This is a genomic window from Haloferax sp. YSSS75 (genome assembly GCF_046764215.1).
In the GTDB taxonomy this organism is placed as follows: domain Archaea; phylum Halobacteriota; class Halobacteria; order Halobacteriales; family Haloferacaceae; genus Haloferax.
On sequence record NZ_CP177206.1, the window covers coordinates 170,635 to 187,871 of the forward strand.

A 17,237-nucleotide genomic window follows, 5' to 3' on the forward strand; every position below is an offset into this window, starting at 1 on the left:
CTCCCGGACGAGTGTGCGTCGCCCGAACGTCCGGCGACACCTCGCGATACCTTACTAGTTTGGTAGTATTGGTATATCCGGTGCAATCCACCTCAACATCGAGGCAGGACGGCCTGCCACCCCCACAACCATGACGAACCAATGCAACCACTGCGAAGCGTTCGTGTCGAGGAACTTCGTCCGCGTCTTCGGCGACGAAAACGGGTTGGTCTACGCCTGCCCGAGTTGCTCGGCGAACGCTGGTATCTCACAGGTGAGTGCCGAACGAAGAGCAGAGACCTGAGGTACACTCCCACAATCACCCCCAACGACCCCCTCCCACGATAGTCCCTGCCTGACATCACGCCTGCCAATCCCTGCCCAACCTGACAACCCCTCTCCCTCCGACCCCCGCCTCGACGCACTCGTGCCTCCTACACTCGGCACTCTCGTGTCTGCCCACTCCCTCGGGCACACTTCGCGTCTCGTGTCTCCCGGTGTTCCCTCTCGTTCCCGAGAAACCGCACGACTGCATTCGTTCTCGAATCGTTGTACTGACCGACGGACTTACGAATAGTGACCCGATAGGTTTCACGTACGGTGTGGGCTGTCCGCTCCGACGACCATCTCAATTTTGAGATGCATCTCATTTACGATACGCTTATGAGTCGGGCGTTCGAATCGATACCTATGTCAGAATCGGTAGTCGCCGCCGCAGTCGGGTACGACGAGTTGGCCACGTTGAAACTCGTCGCCCTCGACGGTGGCCGCTCCGGTCCAGTCAAAGTCTCCTGTTCGGGCCTCGCAGACAGACTGGACGTCTCCAACCAGACGGCGTCACGTCGCCTTCAGCGCCTCGAAGAGGCCGGTTTCGTCGAACGCGAAGTCGTCTCGGACGGGCAGTGGGTAACCATCTCCGACGCCGGTGAGTCCGCACTGCGACGCGAGTACGCCGACTATCGCCGCATCTTCGAGACTCCCTCCGTCGTCGTCCTCGACGGCGAGGTGACCGGTGGGATGGGCGAGGGGCGCCACTACATCTCACTTCCGGGGTACATGGAGCAGTTCACAGACCGGTTGGACTACGAACCGTTCCCCGGCACGCTGAACGTCCGTCTCGGCGAGGACTCGGTCCGCGCTCGGGCCGGGATGTCGTCGCTCGATGCCGTCCCAATCGACGGGTGGGAAGACGAGGAACGAACCTTCGGCCCGGCCACGTGTTACGCCGCCGTCATCGAGGCGGACGGCGAGACGTACGACCCGGTCCACATCATCGTCCCCGAGCGAACTCACCACGACGAGTCACAACTGGAGATTATCGCGCCGGACAAACTCCGCGACGAACTCTCTCTCGACGACGGCGACACGATTACCGTCCGCGTGGAGGAGGCTGATTTCGAATGAGTCGCTCCGCCGAGAGCGACTACGACAGCGTCGACCGGGTCGTCGACGCGTTCCGCGCGGGTGAACCGGTTCTCATCCACGACTTCGACGACCGGGAGGGCGAAGTCGACCTGGTCTATCCCGCCGGTTCGGTCGCCCCACTCGACGTCGCTCGGATGCGTAACGACGCCGGTGGACTGGTCTGTGTCGCCCTCCCGAACGACGTGGCCGAGACGCTCTCGTTGCCCTTCATGGACGACGTGCTCGACCACCCGGCGGCGAGTTCTCACGACCTGGCGTACGACTCCCGGTCGTCCTTTTCCTTCACCGTGAACCACCGCGACTCTTTCACCGGTATCACCGACCGCGACCGAGCGATGACCATCTCGCGTCTCGCTCCCGTCGCCGAGTTGGCGCGGGCGGGCGACTACGACGCCGAGGACTTCGGCGGCGAGTTCCGCGCCCCCGGCCACGTCCACCTGCTTCGCGGCGCGCCCAACCTCCTCGCCGACCGGCAGGGACACACCGAACTCGGCCTCGCCCTCGCCGACGAGGCAGGTGTCGCCCCCGCCGTCGTCGTCTGCGAGATGCTCGACGACGAAACCGGTGCGGCCCTGCCGAAGTCGGCCGCCCGCGACTACGCCGTCCGGAACGACCTGGCGTTCGTCGACGGTGACCGACTGCTCGACGAACTTCACTGAGTCACCGTCAGGCGCGTCCGTCGCGCCACGACCACTCGGGTTCCCATCCGAGGAGTCGCCGCGCTTTCTCCGTCGAGACGAGTGACTGGTGTCCCGACAGTGCCGTCCGAACCTCCGCGTCGGGGTACACGTCGCGTGCGAGTGCGTCCGATTCGACGGTCGTAGACGTGTCGCTGGCGGCCGCCCAGAACACCTCGTGGCCGTCGAACTCCGCCTCGATGGCGCGACGAATCAGTCGTGCGGCGTCTTCTCGTCCGAGATACGCGAACAGGGTGTTCCGCGCCGTGTGGAACACGTCGTTTTCTTTCAGTCCCGCGAGCGACCGGTCGGCCTCGGCGAAGGTCTCTCGTGCTTCGTCTTCGCTCGGCATCCACGGAAACCGGAGACTTGCGATGGTCGTCGGCGCGTCGTCTCGGCGAGCGAACCCTGCGGCCGTCTCTTCGGCGACGTACTTCCCGAGTCCGTAGGGGTTCGACGGCGTCGCTCGGTGTGACTCGTCTATCGGGAGATAGTCGATTCGTGCAGGGTCGGGTTCGAACGCCCCACCGTTGGCGCTCATACTCGACGCGAGTGCGACGCTGTCGATGCCGAGTGACGCCGCCGCTTCGAGGACGACGTAGGTCGATTGGACGTTGCTCTCGAAGACGCGATGGCCAGGGTCGTGTGTGGGCGTCGAAATCGTCCCGAGGTGGACGATAGCGTCGGCATCGACGGCCGAAAGCGTGGCCACGAAGTCACCGGCGTCGAGTGCGCTCACTCGGTAATCGTGGTCAGCGTGTTCGGACCCGCCGCTTCGACTGAGGTTGGTCACGGTGTAGCCGTGGTCTCGCAGATGCCGGACGACGGTCGGTCCGAGTTGGCCGGTGCCGCCCGTGACGGCGACAGATTCGAGTGACATACTCCAGAGATACGCCTGTAAAAACATAGTCCCCGAGGATGCGGGGGTCGGTTCGTCATGATTTTAGAGGGGGGCCTGCGAAGGGCCTCACATGGGATTTGACGACATGGACGTGTCCACGATTTGGATGAACGGCGAATACGTGGACTGGGACGACGCACAGATTCACGTCCTCTCTCACGGCCTTCACTACGGGACGGGCGTCTTCGAAGGGGCCCGCGCCTACGACACCGACCGCGGTCCGGCTATCTTCCGCTGGGAGGAGCACCTCGAACGCCTCTACGCCTCCGGGAAGCCGTACAACATGGAGATTCCGTACTCGCCGGAGGAACTCACCGAGGCGACCATCGAGGTCATCAAGCGCAACGACCTCGGCGGGTGTTACATCCGCCCCATCGCGTACTACGGCTACGACTCGCTCGGCGTCAGCCCCAAGGACAACCCGACTGACATCGCCATCGCGGCGTGGCCGTGGGGCACCTACCTCGGCGAGGAGGCGCTCGAAAACGGTGTCGACGTGATGGTCTCGTCGTGGCGCAAGCACGCCTCCAGCCAGATTCCGACGAACGCGAAGACCACTGGGCTGTACGTGAACTCGCTCCTCGCAGGCGAAGAGGCCCGGCGTAACGGCTACGTCGAAGCTATCGTCCTGAACAAGGAAGGCAACGTCGCGGAGGGTCCCGGCGAGAACATCTTCATGGTCCGCGACGGGAAAATCTACACGCCCGGCCTCTCGCAGAGCATCCTCGACGGCATCACCCGCGACACCGTCATCACGCTCGCTCGCGAACGCGGCTACGAAGTCGACGACAGCGCCGTCATCAGTCGCGGCGAACTCCACACCGCCGACGAACTGTTCTTCACCGGCAGTGCCGCCGAAGTGACGCCCATCCGTAAGGTGGACAACGTCGTCATCGGCGAAGGAACGCGCGGCCCCGTCACCGAAGAACTCCAGACTGCCTTCTTCGACCTGGTGGAACGTCGCACCGACGACCACGAAGAGTGGTTCACCTACGTCGACGAGCAGTAAGCAGAGAGAACTTCTTTTTCCGCGGACGCGACGACGCCGAGTGACTACTCGTTCCGACAGTCCCTAGTCGTCTGCGACTGTCCCTACTCGTTCGCGACTGTACTGTCCGAGGACTCTCCGGAGATGGTGACCTCTTCGGACCCGTCTCCCACGGACTCTTCTGTCACGTCGATGGTGTACTGGCTCGTGTGGTCCTGTTCTGCGAACCCGGCCGAGAGGACGCGCGTGAGTGCTTCTTCGACACGTTCGCCAGTCTCTTCGATATCTTCTGGTTCGACTTCCATCACGAATCCGGTCGTGATGTTGGGTGCAGTCGGCATGAAGACGATTTCGCGGCCGTCTTTGGTCTTCTTGCCCGTCTTGAACCCAGTCATGCGGATGCCAGGCCACGTCTCCAGTCGGACTGGCTTCTGCAGGTCTTCGGTGCCTGTGAGCGCAGTTTCGACGGCGAGTTTAGAAGCGTTGTAGACGATTCGAACGAGCGGAACCTTGTTCATCATTGTGTCGAGGCCGGACTCCAGCAGACGACCGGACGTGGTCCGCATGAGGTAGCCAACCGAGAGGACGAGCATCAAGAAGACCACGATTGCGACGAAGAATCCGTACGGTTGTGGAAGGTCTTGGATAATCGGTAAGGCGACGATGCTGTTGTAGAGGATAGACAGCACGTACAGGATGACGAGTAGCGGGATGAGGACCACCAGACCGCTTGCGAAGTCGCGTCTCCACGAGGACATTGATATGCGGATTGTGAACCTGTGGCCTTAAGGGGATTTCTAGTACGGTTCGTACTGCCGATACCCAGTGTCGTCGATGGCGTCTCTCGCGACAGATTAGATACCGACGACTGCGCGAAGCGCGAACAGCGCGTTCTCCTTGCGCTCGCGGACGCGACGATAGAAGTACTGGAACCACTTGTCGCCGTAGGGTGCGTACTGCCAGACGTCGACGCCCTCGGCGGCGAGTTCGCGCTGTGCGTCTTCGCGGACGCCCATGAGCATCTGCACCTCGTACTCTCGGTCGTATTCTGCGCCGAGTTCGCGGGCGTAGTCTATCATCTTCGGGTCGTGACTGCCGACGGCGATGCCACCGACGTACTCCTCGAAGAGATAGTCGAGGAGTTCTTCGTACACCTCGTCTACCTTCGACTTCTTCTTGTGCGCGATGGCCGCGGGTTCGTCGTACGCGCCCTTCACGAGTCGAATCTTTCCGGGGACGTCTGCGAGACGCTCCAGGTCGTCCGGGGTGCGTTTCAGGTTCGCCTGCACACACAGGCCCATCCCGCCGTCGAACTCGCGGGCGAGTTCCTCGAAGGCGTCGAGCGTCACGTCCGTCGTCTCGTGGTCTTCCATGTCGCACCAGAGGAACACGTCGTGTTCGTCGGCGGCCTCGGCGATGCGTCGGTAGTTCTCCTCGAACACCTCGTCGCCGACGTCGAGGCCGATTTGCGACGGTTTGACCGAGACACAGGCGTCGAGGTCCGTCGAAGCGATGTCTTCGACGAGGGCGACGTACTGGTCTGCGTCGTCGTCGGCCGGCCCACGCTCGTGGTAATGCTCGCCGAGGAGGTTCAGGATGACCGCCACGCCGTCGTCGTTCACCGTTCGGGCGTGGTCGAGCGCTTCCGCCACGGACTCTCCCGCGACGAAGTTGCTCGCAATAGGCGGAATCATGGTGAACAATTACGACCGTCTGGTATTCAGACTTCTCATCTGCGACTTCTCGTAATCGAGAGACTCCGTCGCCACCGGGGCGCACGAACCGTCGGAACTTACATTCCTCCCTTCTGACGTACCCGTATGGCCGCCTCTCTCGTCTCGCTCGTCGTCACCGCCTTCTGGGTGATGTTGCCCGCGTACGTCCCGAACAACGCCGCCGTCCTCGCCGGTGGGGGCCGCCCCATCGACGGTGGCCGGACGTGGGATGGCCGGCGCATCCTCGGCGACGGGAAGACGTGGCGTGGAACTGCCGCCGGCACTCTCGCGGGGATGGTGCTCGCCGTCGTGCTCAACGCCATCGAACCGAGTGTGTCTGGAGTCGTCGGCATCGACCTGCCGACGTTCCCACTCGCCGCCGGGTTCGGCCTCGCACTCGGGGCGATGTTCGGCGACATCGGCGCGTCGTTCCTGAAGCGCCGGTCTGGCCGCGAACGCGGTGCCGCGTTCCCGGGTCTCGACCAACTCGACTTCGTCGTCGGTGCGCTCGTCTTCGCCTACATCGCCGCGCCCGCGTGGTTCACGGCGACGTTCACGCTCCCCGTCCTCGTCGTCGTCCTCGTGATAACGCCGATTCTCCACGTCGTCACCAACGTCGGCGCGTATCTGCTGGGTCTGAAGAACGAGCCCTGGTAGCTGCACCCTCCTTTCGAACCGATACACCCACAACCCGTGGTCGTGTCACGACAACCACACGATGAGCGTACTCTTGGACATCTTGAAGCACATCTTCACCGGTGCTATCGAACTCTTCGTCCTCGATTCGGCGGCTGACCGTGAACAGGCGAGTCGTCAACTGTGGATTCGTCGGCTTGCAGTCGTGGCTGTAATCGTCGTCTCCGCAGGGGTGGTCTGGACGGTCTCTTCGCCAGTTCGATGGGTCGGTGCAGTCGTTGGACTGCTCGCGTTTTTCTACGGACTGTACGCAGAGTTGCGCTACGAGTAAGCCACAGCGCGGTACCCTCGCTCACCCGAACCGCCCCGTTTAAGCGCCTTCCTGTTGCGTCTGCAAACAAGATGGCGAACACAGAACTCATCGCGGCGCTTCGCGACGCCGACGCGGTCCAGTTCGGAGAGTTCGAACTCTCTCACGGTGGCACGTCCGACTACTACGTCGACAAGTATCTCTTCGAGACGGACCCCCGGTGTCTGAAACTCATCGCCGAGGCGTTCGCCGAACTCGTCGCAGACGACGAGAAACTCGCGGGCGTCGCCCTCGGTGCCGTCCCACTCGTCGCCGCGACGGCAGTCGAGACGGGCAAGCCCTACGTCATCGCCCGGAAGAAGGCCAAAGAGTACGGCACGGCAAAGCGCATCGAAGGCGCACTGGAGGAGGGCGAACACGTCGTCGTCCTCGAAGACATCGCGACGACGGGCCAGAGCGCCGTCGACGCCGTCGAAGCGCTCCGCGACGCCGGTGCAGTCGTGGACCGAGTCATCGTCGTCGTCGACAGACAGGAAGGTGCCGAGGAACTCCTCGCCGACCACGATATCGAACTGCAGTCGCTCCTCACCGCCGAGGACTTACTCGCAGACGCCGACCGCTGAACACGTTCGTGTCAATACACGCCTGTGACTAATTCACGCACAGAAAGCAATCGAAGTATTCATTTTTGTGCAAGCGCGAAGGCGAAGGCATGAACAGAGCAGAGAAGGCCGCACTCCAGTTGCAGGCAGTCTCCGTCCTCCGGATGCTCAAAGAGACCCGGACGTACGACGAACTCGCCGAACTGACTGGACTCCCGGCTGGGGACCTCAATCGCTACGTCAACGGGCACGTCCTGCCCGGCGTCGAACGCGCCCGAGAAGTCGTCGAAGGCGTCGGCCGCGACGCACTCGCAGACGAACTCGAAGCGCGCGTCCGCTTCGACGACGAAGGGTACGTCGACAACTCCGGCGTCGTCTTCGACCAGTCGTTCCTCGACCTCGTCGCCCCCGTCGCGGCGAACACGCTCGAATTCGAGCGACCTGACGTCATCTTGACCGCGGCAACCGACGGTATCACACTCGGTGCCGCCATGGCGAGTTACTTCGGCGCGCGCCTCGCGTACGCCAAGAAATCCAAAGAGACTGCCGTCGAAGACTTCATCGAGTCCCGCCAGCGTCTGGCGTCCGGCATCGAACTCACCTACTATCTCCCTGCCAGCGCCATCGACGCCGGTGAACGCGTCCTCGTCGTCGACGACCTGATTCGCTCCGGCGAGACGCAGGAACTCCTCTTGGATATCGCACTGCAGGCCGACGCCGACGTCGCCGGCGTCTTCGCACTCATCGCCGTCGGTGACGAAGGAACCGAACGCGCCCGCGAACTCACCGACGCGCCGGTCGGTGCGCTCTCGAAGTTCGAATAAATCACCGCTGTCGACGTCCGAGACGAGCGCTCGTCTCGACTCTCGACCACGTTGGCCCGCGGACACGCTCGGTCACCACTTCGGTTTCTGTCTCACCACCCGCTCGTGACACCACGGTGACTTGAATGTCCTATTTTCCGAAGCGATGGCGGTGAAAGTAGTCATGGCTGTGTTGGTCGCCTTCGTGAATAACCCATTATAATACACATTCGTGTATACTTTTTCAGAATGGATGGTAATGCTTATGTGTGCAACCTTGGGTATGCTTAGTCGTGCATCATGGGGCTCTCTGAAACCCTCGCAAATTACTTCGACGTGCATAAACACGGGTCCTCGGTCGGGACCGAAATCATCGCCGGCATCACGACGTTCCTGACGATGTCTTACATCGTCGTCGTCAACCCTGCCATCATGACGGGCATCCCGGACGCGAAACCGGGCGTCATCATCTCCGGATTCGCGCCGGGGCAGGTCCAGTCGATGCTCGCGGTCGTAACCATCCTCGCTGCCGCAATCGCCACACTGGTGATGGCGTTCTACGCCAATCGGCCGTTCGCGCAAGCGCCCGGCCTCGGCCTGAACGCTTTCTTCGCGTTCACCGTCATCGGCGCACTCGGCGTCCCGTGGCAGACAGCGCTCGCCGCCGTCTTCGTCGAAGGGTTGATTTTCATCGCCCTCACGGCCGTCGGCGCGCGTGAAGCCATCATCAAAGTCTTCCCACAGCCGGTCAAGATGGCTGTCGGGACTGGTATCGGTCTCTTCCTGACGATTATCGGACTCCAAGCGATGGGTATCGTCGTGAACGACCCTGCGACGCTGCTCACGCTCGGTGACCTCGCGTCTAACCCGGTCGCCGTCCTCTCGATTTTCGGCCTCTTCGTCACGTTCGCGCTCTACGCCGCGGGCATCCCCGGGTCGATTATCATCGGCATCGCACTCACGACTGTCGTCGGATGGGCGCTCACCACGTTCGGTGTCGTCTCTTCTGAGGCCGGTCTCGTCGCTGGTTCGTCGGCCGCGACGTACGACATCACGCCGCTCGCCGGTGCGTTCATCTCCGGGTTCGGCGGCATCGAGGCGTTCAGTTTCGCCCTCATCGTCTTCACGTTCTTCTTCGTCGACTTCTTCGACACCGCGGGCACGCTCGTCGGCGTCGGGCAGGCCGCGAACTTCCTCGACGAAGACGGTAACCTCCCCGACATCGACAAGCCGCTCATGGCCGACGCAATCGGAACGACTGCTGGCGCGATGCTCGGTACCTCGACGGTCACCACGTACATCGAGTCCGCGACGGGTGTCGAAGAGGGCGGCCGCACCGGCCTGACGGCGCTCACCGTCGCCGTCCTGTTCGTCGCGTCGCTCGCGCTCATCCCCCTCGCAACCGCCGTCCCGCTCTACGCGTCGCACATCGCGCTCGTCGTCATCGGCGTCGTGATGCTGCAGAACGTCATCGACATCGAGTGGGACAACATCACCCACACGATTCCGGCCGGCATGACCATCCTCATCATGCCCTTCACGTACTCCATCGCCTACGGCATCGCGGCGGGTATCGTCTCGTACCCGCTCGTGAAAGTCGCCGCCGGTGAGTACGACGACATCAGCGCTGGTCAGTGGGCACTCACGGGCGCGTTCGTCCTCTACTTCGTCGTCCGGACCTCCGGCATGCTGCAAGCACAGGTCTGAGGACGACACACTTTCTCGCCTCCGTCGTTCGGTTTTACCAGAACGAACCGCAAGTCTTTGAAAAGCGAATCTCCACTGTTTTCGTAACCAATGGACACGCCCTCCAGACGAGGGGCCGTTCGTGGTGTGGTCCTCATCCTCGTTTTCGGCCTCCTCGCACCCTCCGTCGTGTCGGCGATGACGTACGACCCGGCGGAGTCGACCAGTCTCGAACCCGGACGAATCGAGAGTCCAGCCAACGGGTCGACTGTCGTGAGCGTTCAGGGGTACGTCTTCGAAGGGGAGACGAACCCGAAGAAACCCGCCCGACTCGTCTCCGTCGGTGAACGAGGTTCGCTCGAGTGGACGTACAACGACTCCGTCAACGGTAGCGCGTGGTTCTTCGACGTCGACCCGCTTCCGAACGGGAACCTGCTGGTCTCGTCACCCCGGAGCGGTTCGACGGTCATCTTCGAACTGGACCCCGAGACGAGAGAGCGCGTCTGGGAGAAGGAATTCGACATGGAGGACACCCACGACGTGGACGCCCTCGGCGACGACAGACTCCTCATCGCCAACATGCGTGAGTGGAACGAGTCGTCAGGCGAAAGCGGCGACCGAATCGTCGTCTACAACCGCTCGTCGGACGAGATTACGTGGGAGTGGTACTTCCGCGACCACTTCCCGGCAGACACCGACGGCGGGTACAACGCAGACTGGAGTCACGTCAACGACGTGGACTACATCGGCGACGGGCGACTCCTGCTCTCGCCGCGGAACTTCGACCAGGCGCTCGTCGTCGACATGGAGTCGGGGGACATCGTCGAGCGACTCGGGTCCGACGACAACCACGAGGTGCTGAAGGAACAGCACAACCCCGACTGGTTGGTGAGCGAAAACGGCACGCCGACGATGCTGGTCGCCGACAGTGGAAACAACCGCATCGTCGAGTACGCGAAAGAAGACGGCGAGTGGGCCCAGACGTGGTCCGTCGGGTCGAACACGCTCAACTGGCCTCGTGACGCCGACCGACTCCCCAACGGAAACACGCTCGTCACCGACACACTCAACCATCGAGTCGTGGAGATTACGCCGACCGGTGAAGTCGTCTGGGAGTACTACGCCACCTGGGGCCCCTACGACGCCGAACGCGTCGCCTACGGAGACGAGTCGACGGGACCGACCATCCGGGACATGAACGCGAGCGGGACCTACCCGATTACCGGCAGTGCAAACTTGACCGCCGGCGGTTCCGGGAGCATCGGGTTCGTCGGGCAGGTTCGCGCGACGTTCGCCGAGACGCCGCTCGAAGAACCGATGAACGAGTTGGCGACGAAAGTGTTGCACTTCACCCCGTGGCTTCGACCCATCTGGATGTCCCCGTGGGACCTCTTTTGGGCCGTCTGTGCGGCCGGGGTGACCCTCGTCTGGGTCGGTGCCGAACTCGTCGCGGGTCGCCGTCGAATCGCCGGGTTTGCCCGGAACGTGGTCAGGTGAGGACGGCCGTCACCGTCGCCGCCGCTACGGACGACTGACTACGCCGTTTCGGACGTGTGCGTCCTCGGTGCACGCGACCACGGCACTCTTTATTCGCGCGTCCATATCGACGGTCGATGTCTCAACTCATCCTCTACGAACTGCAAGGGTGTCCGTACTGTGCGAAGGTCCGGAACAAACTCGCAGAACTCGACCTAGAGTACGAATCGCGGACGGTACCGCGGTCACACGCAGAGCGGACCGAAGTCGAAGACGTGAGCGGGCAGACGGGCGTGCCGGTCCTCGTCGACGAGACGAACGACGTCGAGGGGATGTCCGAGAGCAGCGACATCGTCCAGTACCTCGAAGAAACCTACGGCGGCGCAGCGGCGAACTAAGTCGCGTCCCCGCTCCCGATTGCCGCCCGCCCCCGGTGTTACGCTTTTCTGCGAACTGCGGCCTCGTAACTCGCACGTAGTGCGTCGGTCAGTTCACCGACTCGTTTCGGTTCGATATCGACCGTCACCCACGACCCGACGAGGCGGCCGTTGGCCTCGAAGGGGGCGATTCTGTGCTTTTTCACGACGGCGACGCGAGCGTCTGCCGGAAGCGACGTGAGCGACAGGCCCTGTTCGGAGACGACGGCGAACAACGTCCCGTTCGCCCGAAACGACGGCACTCCGAACATCGTCGTTCGCTCGACTGCGTCCCACGACTCGGTGATTCGCACCACTGCCGCGACGAGGGACTCTACCTTCGTTCGCGACGCCTCTCTCTGCTTCGACATAGTAGTGGCTACGCTCGGAACGAGGATAACGGTGTGTGGTGCGAACGCAGGGTCTGTTCGCCGCCCGCGTCAGGTTTCGGCCGGGTCGCGGGCGCGTTCACGAATCAGGTCGCGAATCTTGTCGGGGTCGTTGATGCTCGCGAGTTCCTCACAACTGACGATGCCGGTGCCATCGACCGACTGTCGCTTCTGCGTCTCTTCGACGAAGTAGACAGAGCGCGTCCGTGTAATCTCACCGAGCGACGACATAATCTGTGCGCGCTTTTCGGCGCTTCGCGTGAAGGGCGAGTGGCCGGTGAGGACGTTCGTCTCCTTGCGACGGCCATCGTCTTCGCTCACGGCCTTGAACGGCGCGCGAGCGGTCGGGTGGACGGTAAAGCCCGCTTGGGTGAGCACCGACACGACGTGTTCGTCGTCTGGGTCGGCCGCCGGGTCGTCGGGGGTCGGTTCGGACTCGCGCACGTCTTCGGCCCCTTCCAGCACGTCGACCGGGTTCGAGAATGGACGGTCGAACAGTTCTTCGAGTTGGATGGCGACTTCGATACTCGCGTTCATGCCGCTTTCGTACTTCGAGACGGTCCGGCGCGAGACACCGAGTTCGGTCGCGAGGCGGCCGAGACTCCAGCCACGTTCTCTGCGCTCTTCGGCGAGGATGTCGCCGTCGATACTCACGTAGAGGCCGCCGGGCGCGGCGTAGATGAGCGGCGGGACGCCCTCGACGAACATGTCCATCGCGGAGTCCGGGTTCAACACCGGCACGCCGTGACGGAAGTAGACGACGCCGGGCTTGAGGTCCTCGTCGCGGGTCCGAAGACCGACGACGAGGGGCGTCGCGTCGAGGTACGACCCGAGTCGACGCATCTCTGCACCGGTAATACCGTCGAACGCATCGATGTTCCCCAGTATCTTGAGGAGCAACAGGTCCTCACCTCTCCGGGCGGCGAGGTCGAAGCTCTTCGGCCGGATGGCGATGCGGTCGCTCACGACGAACCCCGCGTCTTGGAGCATCGCGGCGACGTTACCAACCAGCGCTGACCGGGACATAGGGGGCAATAAGCGATTCGGCCCATAAAGACTTTCCCCCGGAAATCACCGCCCTCGTGGACTCGTCTCCCGTGTTGAGCGCCCATTTATATAGTCGGGAGCGACCCGAAAGGCGTTACTTCACCCTTCGGCTATCTCCGGCGATGACCGCTATCGGCCTCGACGACACTGACTCCCGAACACTCGGGATGTGTACGACCTATCTGGCGACGCTCGTCGCCGAGGCCATCGAGGCGGCGGGCGGAACGGTCGAACGACTGCTTCTCGTCCGGTTGAACCCCGCCGTCGAGCACAAGACGCGCGGCAACGCCGCGTTGGCTATCCACACCGACCTGCCGGCAGGCGTCGCGTTCGACGTCGCCCGCGACGAACTCGACCGGTGGGCGATTGCGGACGACGACCGGACCAGTCCGGGACTCGTCGTCGCCCCGGGGTCGCCAGACACCGTTTCGACTGCCGTCGAAGCGTTCGCTCGGGACGCCGTCCGCGACTTTCACGACGTGTCGGACGCCGTCGAACTGGCGTCCGAGTCGGGATTCCTCACCGAAGGGTGGTACGGTGGCCGCGGCCGAATCGGTGCCCTCGCCGCAATCGGCGCGTGGGCCGCCTTCGACGAGTGGACCTACGAACACATCTCCTACCGGGAGTTCCACCGGTGTGGGACGCCTCGCGACGTCGACGTCGACTCGGTGTTCGAGGCGGCGGACGACGGCTATCCGGTCGCGTGGGACACCGTCGACCACGACGAGGGTGAGGCAGTCTGCGTTCCGAACGCACCAGGGCCGATTCTCTACGGCATCCGCGGCGACGACCCGGACGTCGTGCGGGAGGTTGCCGACGCTATCGAGTCCGAACCGGTCGACCGGTCGGCGACGTTCCTCACGAATCAGGGGAGTGACGCCCACCTCCGCGACGGAACACTGGCGACACTCCGCGACGGGCGGGCCTACCGCGTCACGGGGACGGTAGCGTCACCCCCAGAGACCCGACCCGGCGGCCACGTCTTTTTCGACCTCGAAGCGGACGACGCGACGGCGCAGATGGCGGCGTTCGAACCGACGAAGCGCTTCCGTGACCGAGTCCGGTCGCTCCGCGTCGGTGACCACCTCACCGTCTGCGGCGAGGTGTCCGATGGGACGCTCAAACTCGAGAAGTTCGCGGTCCGTGACCTCGTCCAGACGGAACCGACGACGCCCACCTGCCCCGATTGTGGCCGAACGATGAAGAGCGCCGGCCGGAACCAGGGCTACCGCTGTCGCGACTGCGGTACTGACGCCCCCGGAAAGGTCGAGCAGTCGGTCGACCGGACCCTCGAACGCGGGTGGTACGAGGTGCCGCCGTGTGCGCGCCGACACATCGCCAAACCACTGGTTCGCGGCGGATTCGACGCGCCGACGCATCCCGAACGGTAACGTCGTTCTTCCGAACTCTCACCCCTGCACGACGAGGATATTCGTGTTCTCGCGGCGGTCCACGAACGAACTTCCTGCGGGCGGTTTTACGTCCACGACGAACGTCCCGTCTTCCCTGTTCGCACCGAGTTCGGGCGTGACCGATATCGTCGCCGTGCCACCGCCGTCGGTTTTCGCCCGTGGGATTCCCTCGTTCGCGAGTTCGGCGGTGCCGGATTTCACGATGACCGTCGCGCCGTCGACGGGATTCCCCTCGTGGTCGACGACGGTGAAGGTGATGTCCTGCGCCCCCGGTTCGACCACGTCTGGCGACGGTTTCACGTCGAGTTCCGAGGTAGCGAGTCCCTGCACGCCCGAGAGCATGTTGAGCATGACGCTCATGGCGGCGACGCCGACGACGAGAGCGACGACGAGACGAACTGGCAGTCCTTCGATAGCGCGCGTGTCTGACCGAAACGAATCGAGCATAGCCCGTCTGGCCGCGGATTCGTATATAAACCCTCGTCCGGAGATTCAAGTCACATCCCGCGGCCACCCCGCCCCATGCACGTCATCGGCCGGCACGCGGACGACGATGGACCAGTCTGTCGCTTCGGACAGTATCGCGCCCGCGATGGCAGCGACGGGGCACCCGTCGAACTCGACGTGAACCGCCCGCACGCAGCAGTCGTCGTCGGCAAACGCGGCAGTGGAAAGTCACACACGCTCGGCGTCGTCGCCGAGGGACTGGCCCGCGCCGACGGCGTCGCACCAGTCGTCGTGGACCCGATGGGCGTCTTCGGTGGCCTCGAAGACACACCTGTCGAGGCGACGGTACACGAGTCACCGACGGTCCGTGCGGACGCACTGCCGCCGAGTGCATGGCCGGACCTCCTCGGACTCGACTCGACCAGTTCCGTGGGGTCGCTCGTCTGGCGTGTCGCCACCGACACGGACTCGCTCGACGCGATGCTCGCCACCGTCGCCGACGCCGACGTGGACTCGGCAACCCGCCGCGCGGCGACGAACCACCTGACGCTCGCAGATTCGTGGGGCGTGTTCGACGCTGATGGCCTCTCGCCCGAGTCACTCTGTAGCTCCGTACCGGACGTGCTCGACCTGTCGGGTGTCGATTCCGCACCCGCCAGCGCCGTTGTTCGCGTCGTCGCTCGCGGGCTGTACGATGCCCGTGTCGCGGGCGCAATCGAGCGACTGCCGTGGCTTCTCGTCGACGAGGCGCACGCGTTCGTCGGGACGACTGCCGAACCGGCGCTCGGAACGATTCTCACGCGTGGGCGCGCACCGGGCGTGGGAATCGCCCTCGCGACGCAACGCCCGTCTGCACTTCCCGACGTCGCCGTCTCGCAAGCCGACCTGCGAATCGTCCACCGTCTCACCGCCGGACCCGACGTCTCGGCGATGGCCGCCGCCGACCCGACGTACTTCGACGAGACGCTCACGTCTCGACTGCCACGGGAACGCGGGTGTGCACTCGTCGTCGACGACACCACCGAGTCGGTCCACGACGTTCGCGTTCGCCCGCGAGAGACGAGCGACGGCGGCGCAACCCCGACTGCCGCCGCTTCTCGCGACGCTTCCGAAACCATAGAGTAACCGCTCTGGGTGAGAGACGGTATGGACCGTTCGGAACTGGCGTTGGTCGCCGTCGGTGGCTTTCTCGGGGCGACGCTCCGCTATCTCGTCGCCGTCGCCGTGCCCGGCACCGGTGGGACGCTCGTCGTCAACGTCCTCGGGAGTTTCGCCCTCGGGACGTTCGTCACCACCGTCTCCTCTCGCCGGGTGCAGTTGCTCTTCGGGACGGGCCTCCTTTCGTCGTTCACCACCTACAGCACCTTCGCCGTCCAGACGGCCGGACTGACGATGACTGGCGGCCTTCTCAACGTCGGCGCGAACTACGCTCTCGGCTTCGCCGCCGCCGCACTGGGCCTCGTCGTCGGGGGGAAGAAACTGTGAGTCTCTCGTTCGCGTCGGTGCTTCTCGTCGGCATCGGCGGGACGCTCGGCGCACTCTCTCGGCATATCGTGGACCAGCAAATCGTCGGGAAGTGGAGTACGTTCACCGTCAACGTCCTCGGGAGCATCGCACTGGGCTTCGTCGTCACCGCGTCCGTCGGTGACGCGACGGCCACGCTCGCCGGAACCGGGTTCTGCGGTGCGTTTACGACGTTCTCGTCGTTCGCGGTGGGTGTCGCCGAACTCCTCGACGTGGGCGACTACCGGACGGCGGCGCGGTACGCGTTCGGGACGTTGCTGGCGGCGTTGGTCGGCGTGGCGATTGGTGGGGCGATGGGCGGGATTGTTGGGTGAGGAACTGCTCACGCTCGCTTCGCTCGCGTGAACCTCACTCGCAACGCTTCGCGTTGCTCGCTGGTTCAAATCCCGCCTGTCACCGCGTACATATTTCACTCGCTGTCGCTCGGCGACGAGACGCCTCGCTGGAGGAGTTGAAATCAGAGAAGCGCCCGAGGCGGGATTTGAACCCGCGTCACGACCGTGACAGGGTCGTATGATGGGCCACTACACCACCCGGGCTTACTGAAGTGAGTTTGAGGTACGGAGAGCGCCCGAGGCGGGATTTGAACCCGCGTCACGACCGTGACAGGGTCGTATGATGGGCCACTACACCACCCGGGCCCTCCGTCTGCACTCAGTCGTAGCCGAGGTTTATAGATAAGACTTACCATCTGTTTTGCCCTTGGGCCGCGGTACCGCAATTCCTGCCCCGAAGACATTTATATCGAGACATCCCATGCCAACATGTGACGATTCGCGCATCTCCGGTGCGTGACCTCCAATA

21 protein-coding genes and 2 tRNA genes are annotated in these 17,237 nt (G+C 63.7%); 15 read left to right on the forward strand and 8 right to left on the reverse strand.

Annotated features, from left to right (window positions below; translation table 11 throughout):
• Window positions 1–130 precede the first annotated feature (130 nt).
• The 3 genes from ACK3R5_RS00950 (at window position 131) to ribB (ending at window position 2,063) form a co-directional block, all read left to right on the forward strand.
• On the forward strand, window positions 131–283 hold the full coding sequence (locus ACK3R5_RS00950; RefSeq protein WP_411965841.1) for a hypothetical protein: 153 nt from the start codon (window positions 131–133) through the stop codon (window positions 281–283).
• A 359-nt stretch (window positions 284–642) separates the two neighbouring features.
• Window positions 643–1,383 (forward strand): DUF120 domain-containing protein, encoded by a 741-nt coding sequence (locus ACK3R5_RS00955; RefSeq protein WP_411967770.1) that lies wholly within the window; start codon window positions 643–645, stop codon window positions 1,381–1,383.
• A complete protein-coding gene (gene ribB, locus ACK3R5_RS00960) occupies window positions 1,380–2,063 on the forward strand; it encodes a 3,4-dihydroxy-2-butanone-4-phosphate synthase (protein WP_411965214.1) in 684 nt (227 codons plus the stop codon). The genes ACK3R5_RS00955 and ribB overlap by 4 nt, the downstream gene beginning before the upstream one ends.
• A 7-nt stretch (window positions 2,064–2,070) precedes the next feature.
• Here ribB and ACK3R5_RS00965 read toward each other — a convergent pair whose 3' ends face one another.
• Window positions 2,071–2,961: an NAD-dependent epimerase/dehydratase family protein gene (locus ACK3R5_RS00965; protein ID WP_411967771.1), complete on the reverse strand. Its 891-nt coding sequence runs from the start codon at window positions 2,959–2,961 to the stop codon at window positions 2,071–2,073.
• A 91-nt stretch (window positions 2,962–3,052) separates the two neighbouring features.
• Between ACK3R5_RS00965 and ACK3R5_RS00970 the strand changes: the two genes are divergently transcribed.
• Entirely contained in the window at window positions 3,053–3,991 is a 939-nt protein-coding gene (locus tag ACK3R5_RS00970) for a branched-chain amino acid transaminase (RefSeq protein WP_411965216.1), read from the forward strand.
• A gap of 83 nt (window positions 3,992–4,074) precedes the next feature.
• Here ACK3R5_RS00970 and ACK3R5_RS00975 read toward each other — a convergent pair whose 3' ends face one another.
• Both ACK3R5_RS00975 and ACK3R5_RS00980 read right to left on the reverse strand, forming a co-directional pair.
• The gene (locus tag ACK3R5_RS00975) at window positions 4,075–4,728 is read right to left on the reverse strand and encodes a DUF502 domain-containing protein (RefSeq protein ID WP_411965217.1); all 654 of its coding nucleotides are present in this window, start codon (window positions 4,726–4,728) and stop codon (window positions 4,075–4,077) included.
• Window positions 4,729–4,824: 96 nt separating this feature from the next.
• Entirely contained in the window at window positions 4,825–5,664 is an 840-nt protein-coding gene (locus tag ACK3R5_RS00980; protein WP_411965218.1) for a proline dehydrogenase family protein, read from the reverse strand.
• Between the two features lie 126 nt (window positions 5,665–5,790).
• Here ACK3R5_RS00980 and ACK3R5_RS00985 point away from each other — a divergent pair, with 126 nt between their 5' ends.
• The 7 genes from ACK3R5_RS00985 to ACK3R5_RS01015 all read left to right on the forward strand — a co-directional run bounded on the left by ACK3R5_RS00985 (window position 5,791) and on the right by ACK3R5_RS01015 (window position 11,596).
• Window positions 5,791–6,342 carry a CDP-2,3-bis-(O-geranylgeranyl)-sn-glycerol synthase gene (locus ACK3R5_RS00985; protein WP_411967772.1) on the forward strand — a complete coding sequence of 184 codons (552 nt, stop codon included), beginning with the start codon at window positions 5,791–5,793 and terminating at the stop codon, window positions 6,340–6,342.
• A gap of 61 nt (window positions 6,343–6,403) precedes the next feature.
• Window positions 6,404–6,652 (forward strand): hypothetical protein, encoded by a 249-nt coding sequence (locus ACK3R5_RS00990; RefSeq protein WP_411967773.1) that lies wholly within the window; start codon window positions 6,404–6,406, stop codon window positions 6,650–6,652.
• A gap of 71 nt (window positions 6,653–6,723) precedes the next feature.
• On the forward strand, window positions 6,724–7,254 hold the full coding sequence (pyrE, locus tag ACK3R5_RS00995) for an orotate phosphoribosyltransferase (RefSeq protein ID WP_411965220.1): 531 nt from the start codon (window positions 6,724–6,726) through the stop codon (window positions 7,252–7,254).
• Between the two features lie 89 nt (window positions 7,255–7,343).
• Complete coding sequence (locus tag ACK3R5_RS01000; RefSeq protein ID WP_411965221.1) at window positions 7,344–8,057, forward strand: phosphoribosyltransferase family protein; 714 nt, start codon at window positions 7,344–7,346, stop codon at window positions 8,055–8,057.
• Between the two features lie 279 nt (window positions 8,058–8,336).
• On the forward strand, window positions 8,337–9,743 hold the full coding sequence (locus ACK3R5_RS01005; RefSeq protein WP_411965222.1) for an NCS2 family permease: 1,407 nt from the start codon (window positions 8,337–8,339) through the stop codon (window positions 9,741–9,743).
• 90 nt (window positions 9,744–9,833) lie between these two features.
• Window positions 9,834–11,219, forward strand: a complete 1,386-nt coding sequence (locus ACK3R5_RS01010) for an aryl-sulfate sulfotransferase (RefSeq protein WP_411967774.1) — start codon at window positions 9,834–9,836, stop codon at window positions 11,217–11,219.
• A gap of 116 nt (window positions 11,220–11,335) precedes the next feature.
• Window positions 11,336–11,596 (forward strand): glutathione S-transferase N-terminal domain-containing protein, encoded by a 261-nt coding sequence (locus ACK3R5_RS01015; RefSeq protein ID WP_411965224.1) that lies wholly within the window; start codon window positions 11,336–11,338, stop codon window positions 11,594–11,596.
• 38 nt (window positions 11,597–11,634) lie between these two features.
• Here the strand turns inward: ACK3R5_RS01015 and ACK3R5_RS01020 are convergent, their stop codons facing one another.
• Together ACK3R5_RS01020 and ACK3R5_RS01025 are read right to left on the reverse strand one after the other, a co-directional pair.
• Window positions 11,635–11,985, reverse strand: a complete 351-nt coding sequence (locus tag ACK3R5_RS01020; protein WP_411967775.1) for a hypothetical protein — start codon at window positions 11,983–11,985, stop codon at window positions 11,635–11,637.
• Window positions 11,986–12,054: 69 nt separating this feature from the next.
• Window positions 12,055–13,029 (reverse strand): transcriptional regulator, encoded by a 975-nt coding sequence (locus tag ACK3R5_RS01025; RefSeq protein WP_411967776.1) that lies wholly within the window; start codon window positions 13,027–13,029, stop codon window positions 12,055–12,057.
• Window positions 13,030–13,172: 143 nt separating this feature from the next.
• On the opposite strand from ACK3R5_RS01025, the gene ACK3R5_RS01030 reads away from it, so the two are divergent.
• Complete coding sequence (locus tag ACK3R5_RS01030) at window positions 13,173–14,441, forward strand: DUF1743 domain-containing protein (protein WP_411967777.1); 1,269 nt, start codon at window positions 13,173–13,175, stop codon at window positions 14,439–14,441.
• A gap of 18 nt (window positions 14,442–14,459) precedes the next feature.
• Here ACK3R5_RS01030 and ACK3R5_RS01035 read toward each other — a convergent pair whose 3' ends face one another.
• Complete coding sequence (locus ACK3R5_RS01035) at window positions 14,460–14,909, reverse strand: carboxypeptidase regulatory-like domain-containing protein (RefSeq protein ID WP_411967778.1); 450 nt, start codon at window positions 14,907–14,909, stop codon at window positions 14,460–14,462.
• Window positions 14,910–14,984: 75 nt separating this feature from the next.
• On the opposite strand from ACK3R5_RS01035, the gene ACK3R5_RS01040 reads away from it, so the two are divergent.
• Genes ACK3R5_RS01040 through ACK3R5_RS01050 form a run of 3 tightly spaced genes read left to right on the forward strand, consistent with a single transcriptional unit; the run spans window position 14,985 to window position 16,747 of the window.
• Window positions 14,985–16,034, forward strand: coding sequence for an ATP-binding protein (locus ACK3R5_RS01040; protein WP_411967779.1), 1,050 nt, complete (start codon window positions 14,985–14,987; stop codon window positions 16,032–16,034).
• A 21-nt stretch (window positions 16,035–16,055) separates the two neighbouring features.
• The gene (locus ACK3R5_RS01045) at window positions 16,056–16,394 is read left to right on the forward strand and encodes a CrcB family protein (protein WP_411967781.1); all 339 of its coding nucleotides are present in this window, start codon (window positions 16,056–16,058) and stop codon (window positions 16,392–16,394) included.
• Window positions 16,391–16,747 (forward strand): fluoride efflux transporter FluC, encoded by a 357-nt coding sequence (locus tag ACK3R5_RS01050; protein ID WP_411965231.1) that lies wholly within the window; start codon window positions 16,391–16,393, stop codon window positions 16,745–16,747. The genes ACK3R5_RS01045 and ACK3R5_RS01050 overlap by 4 nt, the downstream gene beginning before the upstream one ends.
• Before the next feature lie 152 nt (window positions 16,748–16,899).
• Here the strand turns inward: ACK3R5_RS01050 and ACK3R5_RS01055 are convergent.
• Together ACK3R5_RS01055 and ACK3R5_RS01060 are read right to left on the reverse strand one after the other, a co-directional pair.
• Window positions 16,900–16,972: transfer RNA gene (locus tag ACK3R5_RS01055), tRNA-Asp, on the reverse strand.
• A gap of 29 nt (window positions 16,973–17,001) precedes the next feature.
• Window positions 17,002–17,074, reverse strand: a tRNA-Asp gene (locus tag ACK3R5_RS01060).
• Window positions 17,075–17,237 lie beyond the last annotated feature (163 nt).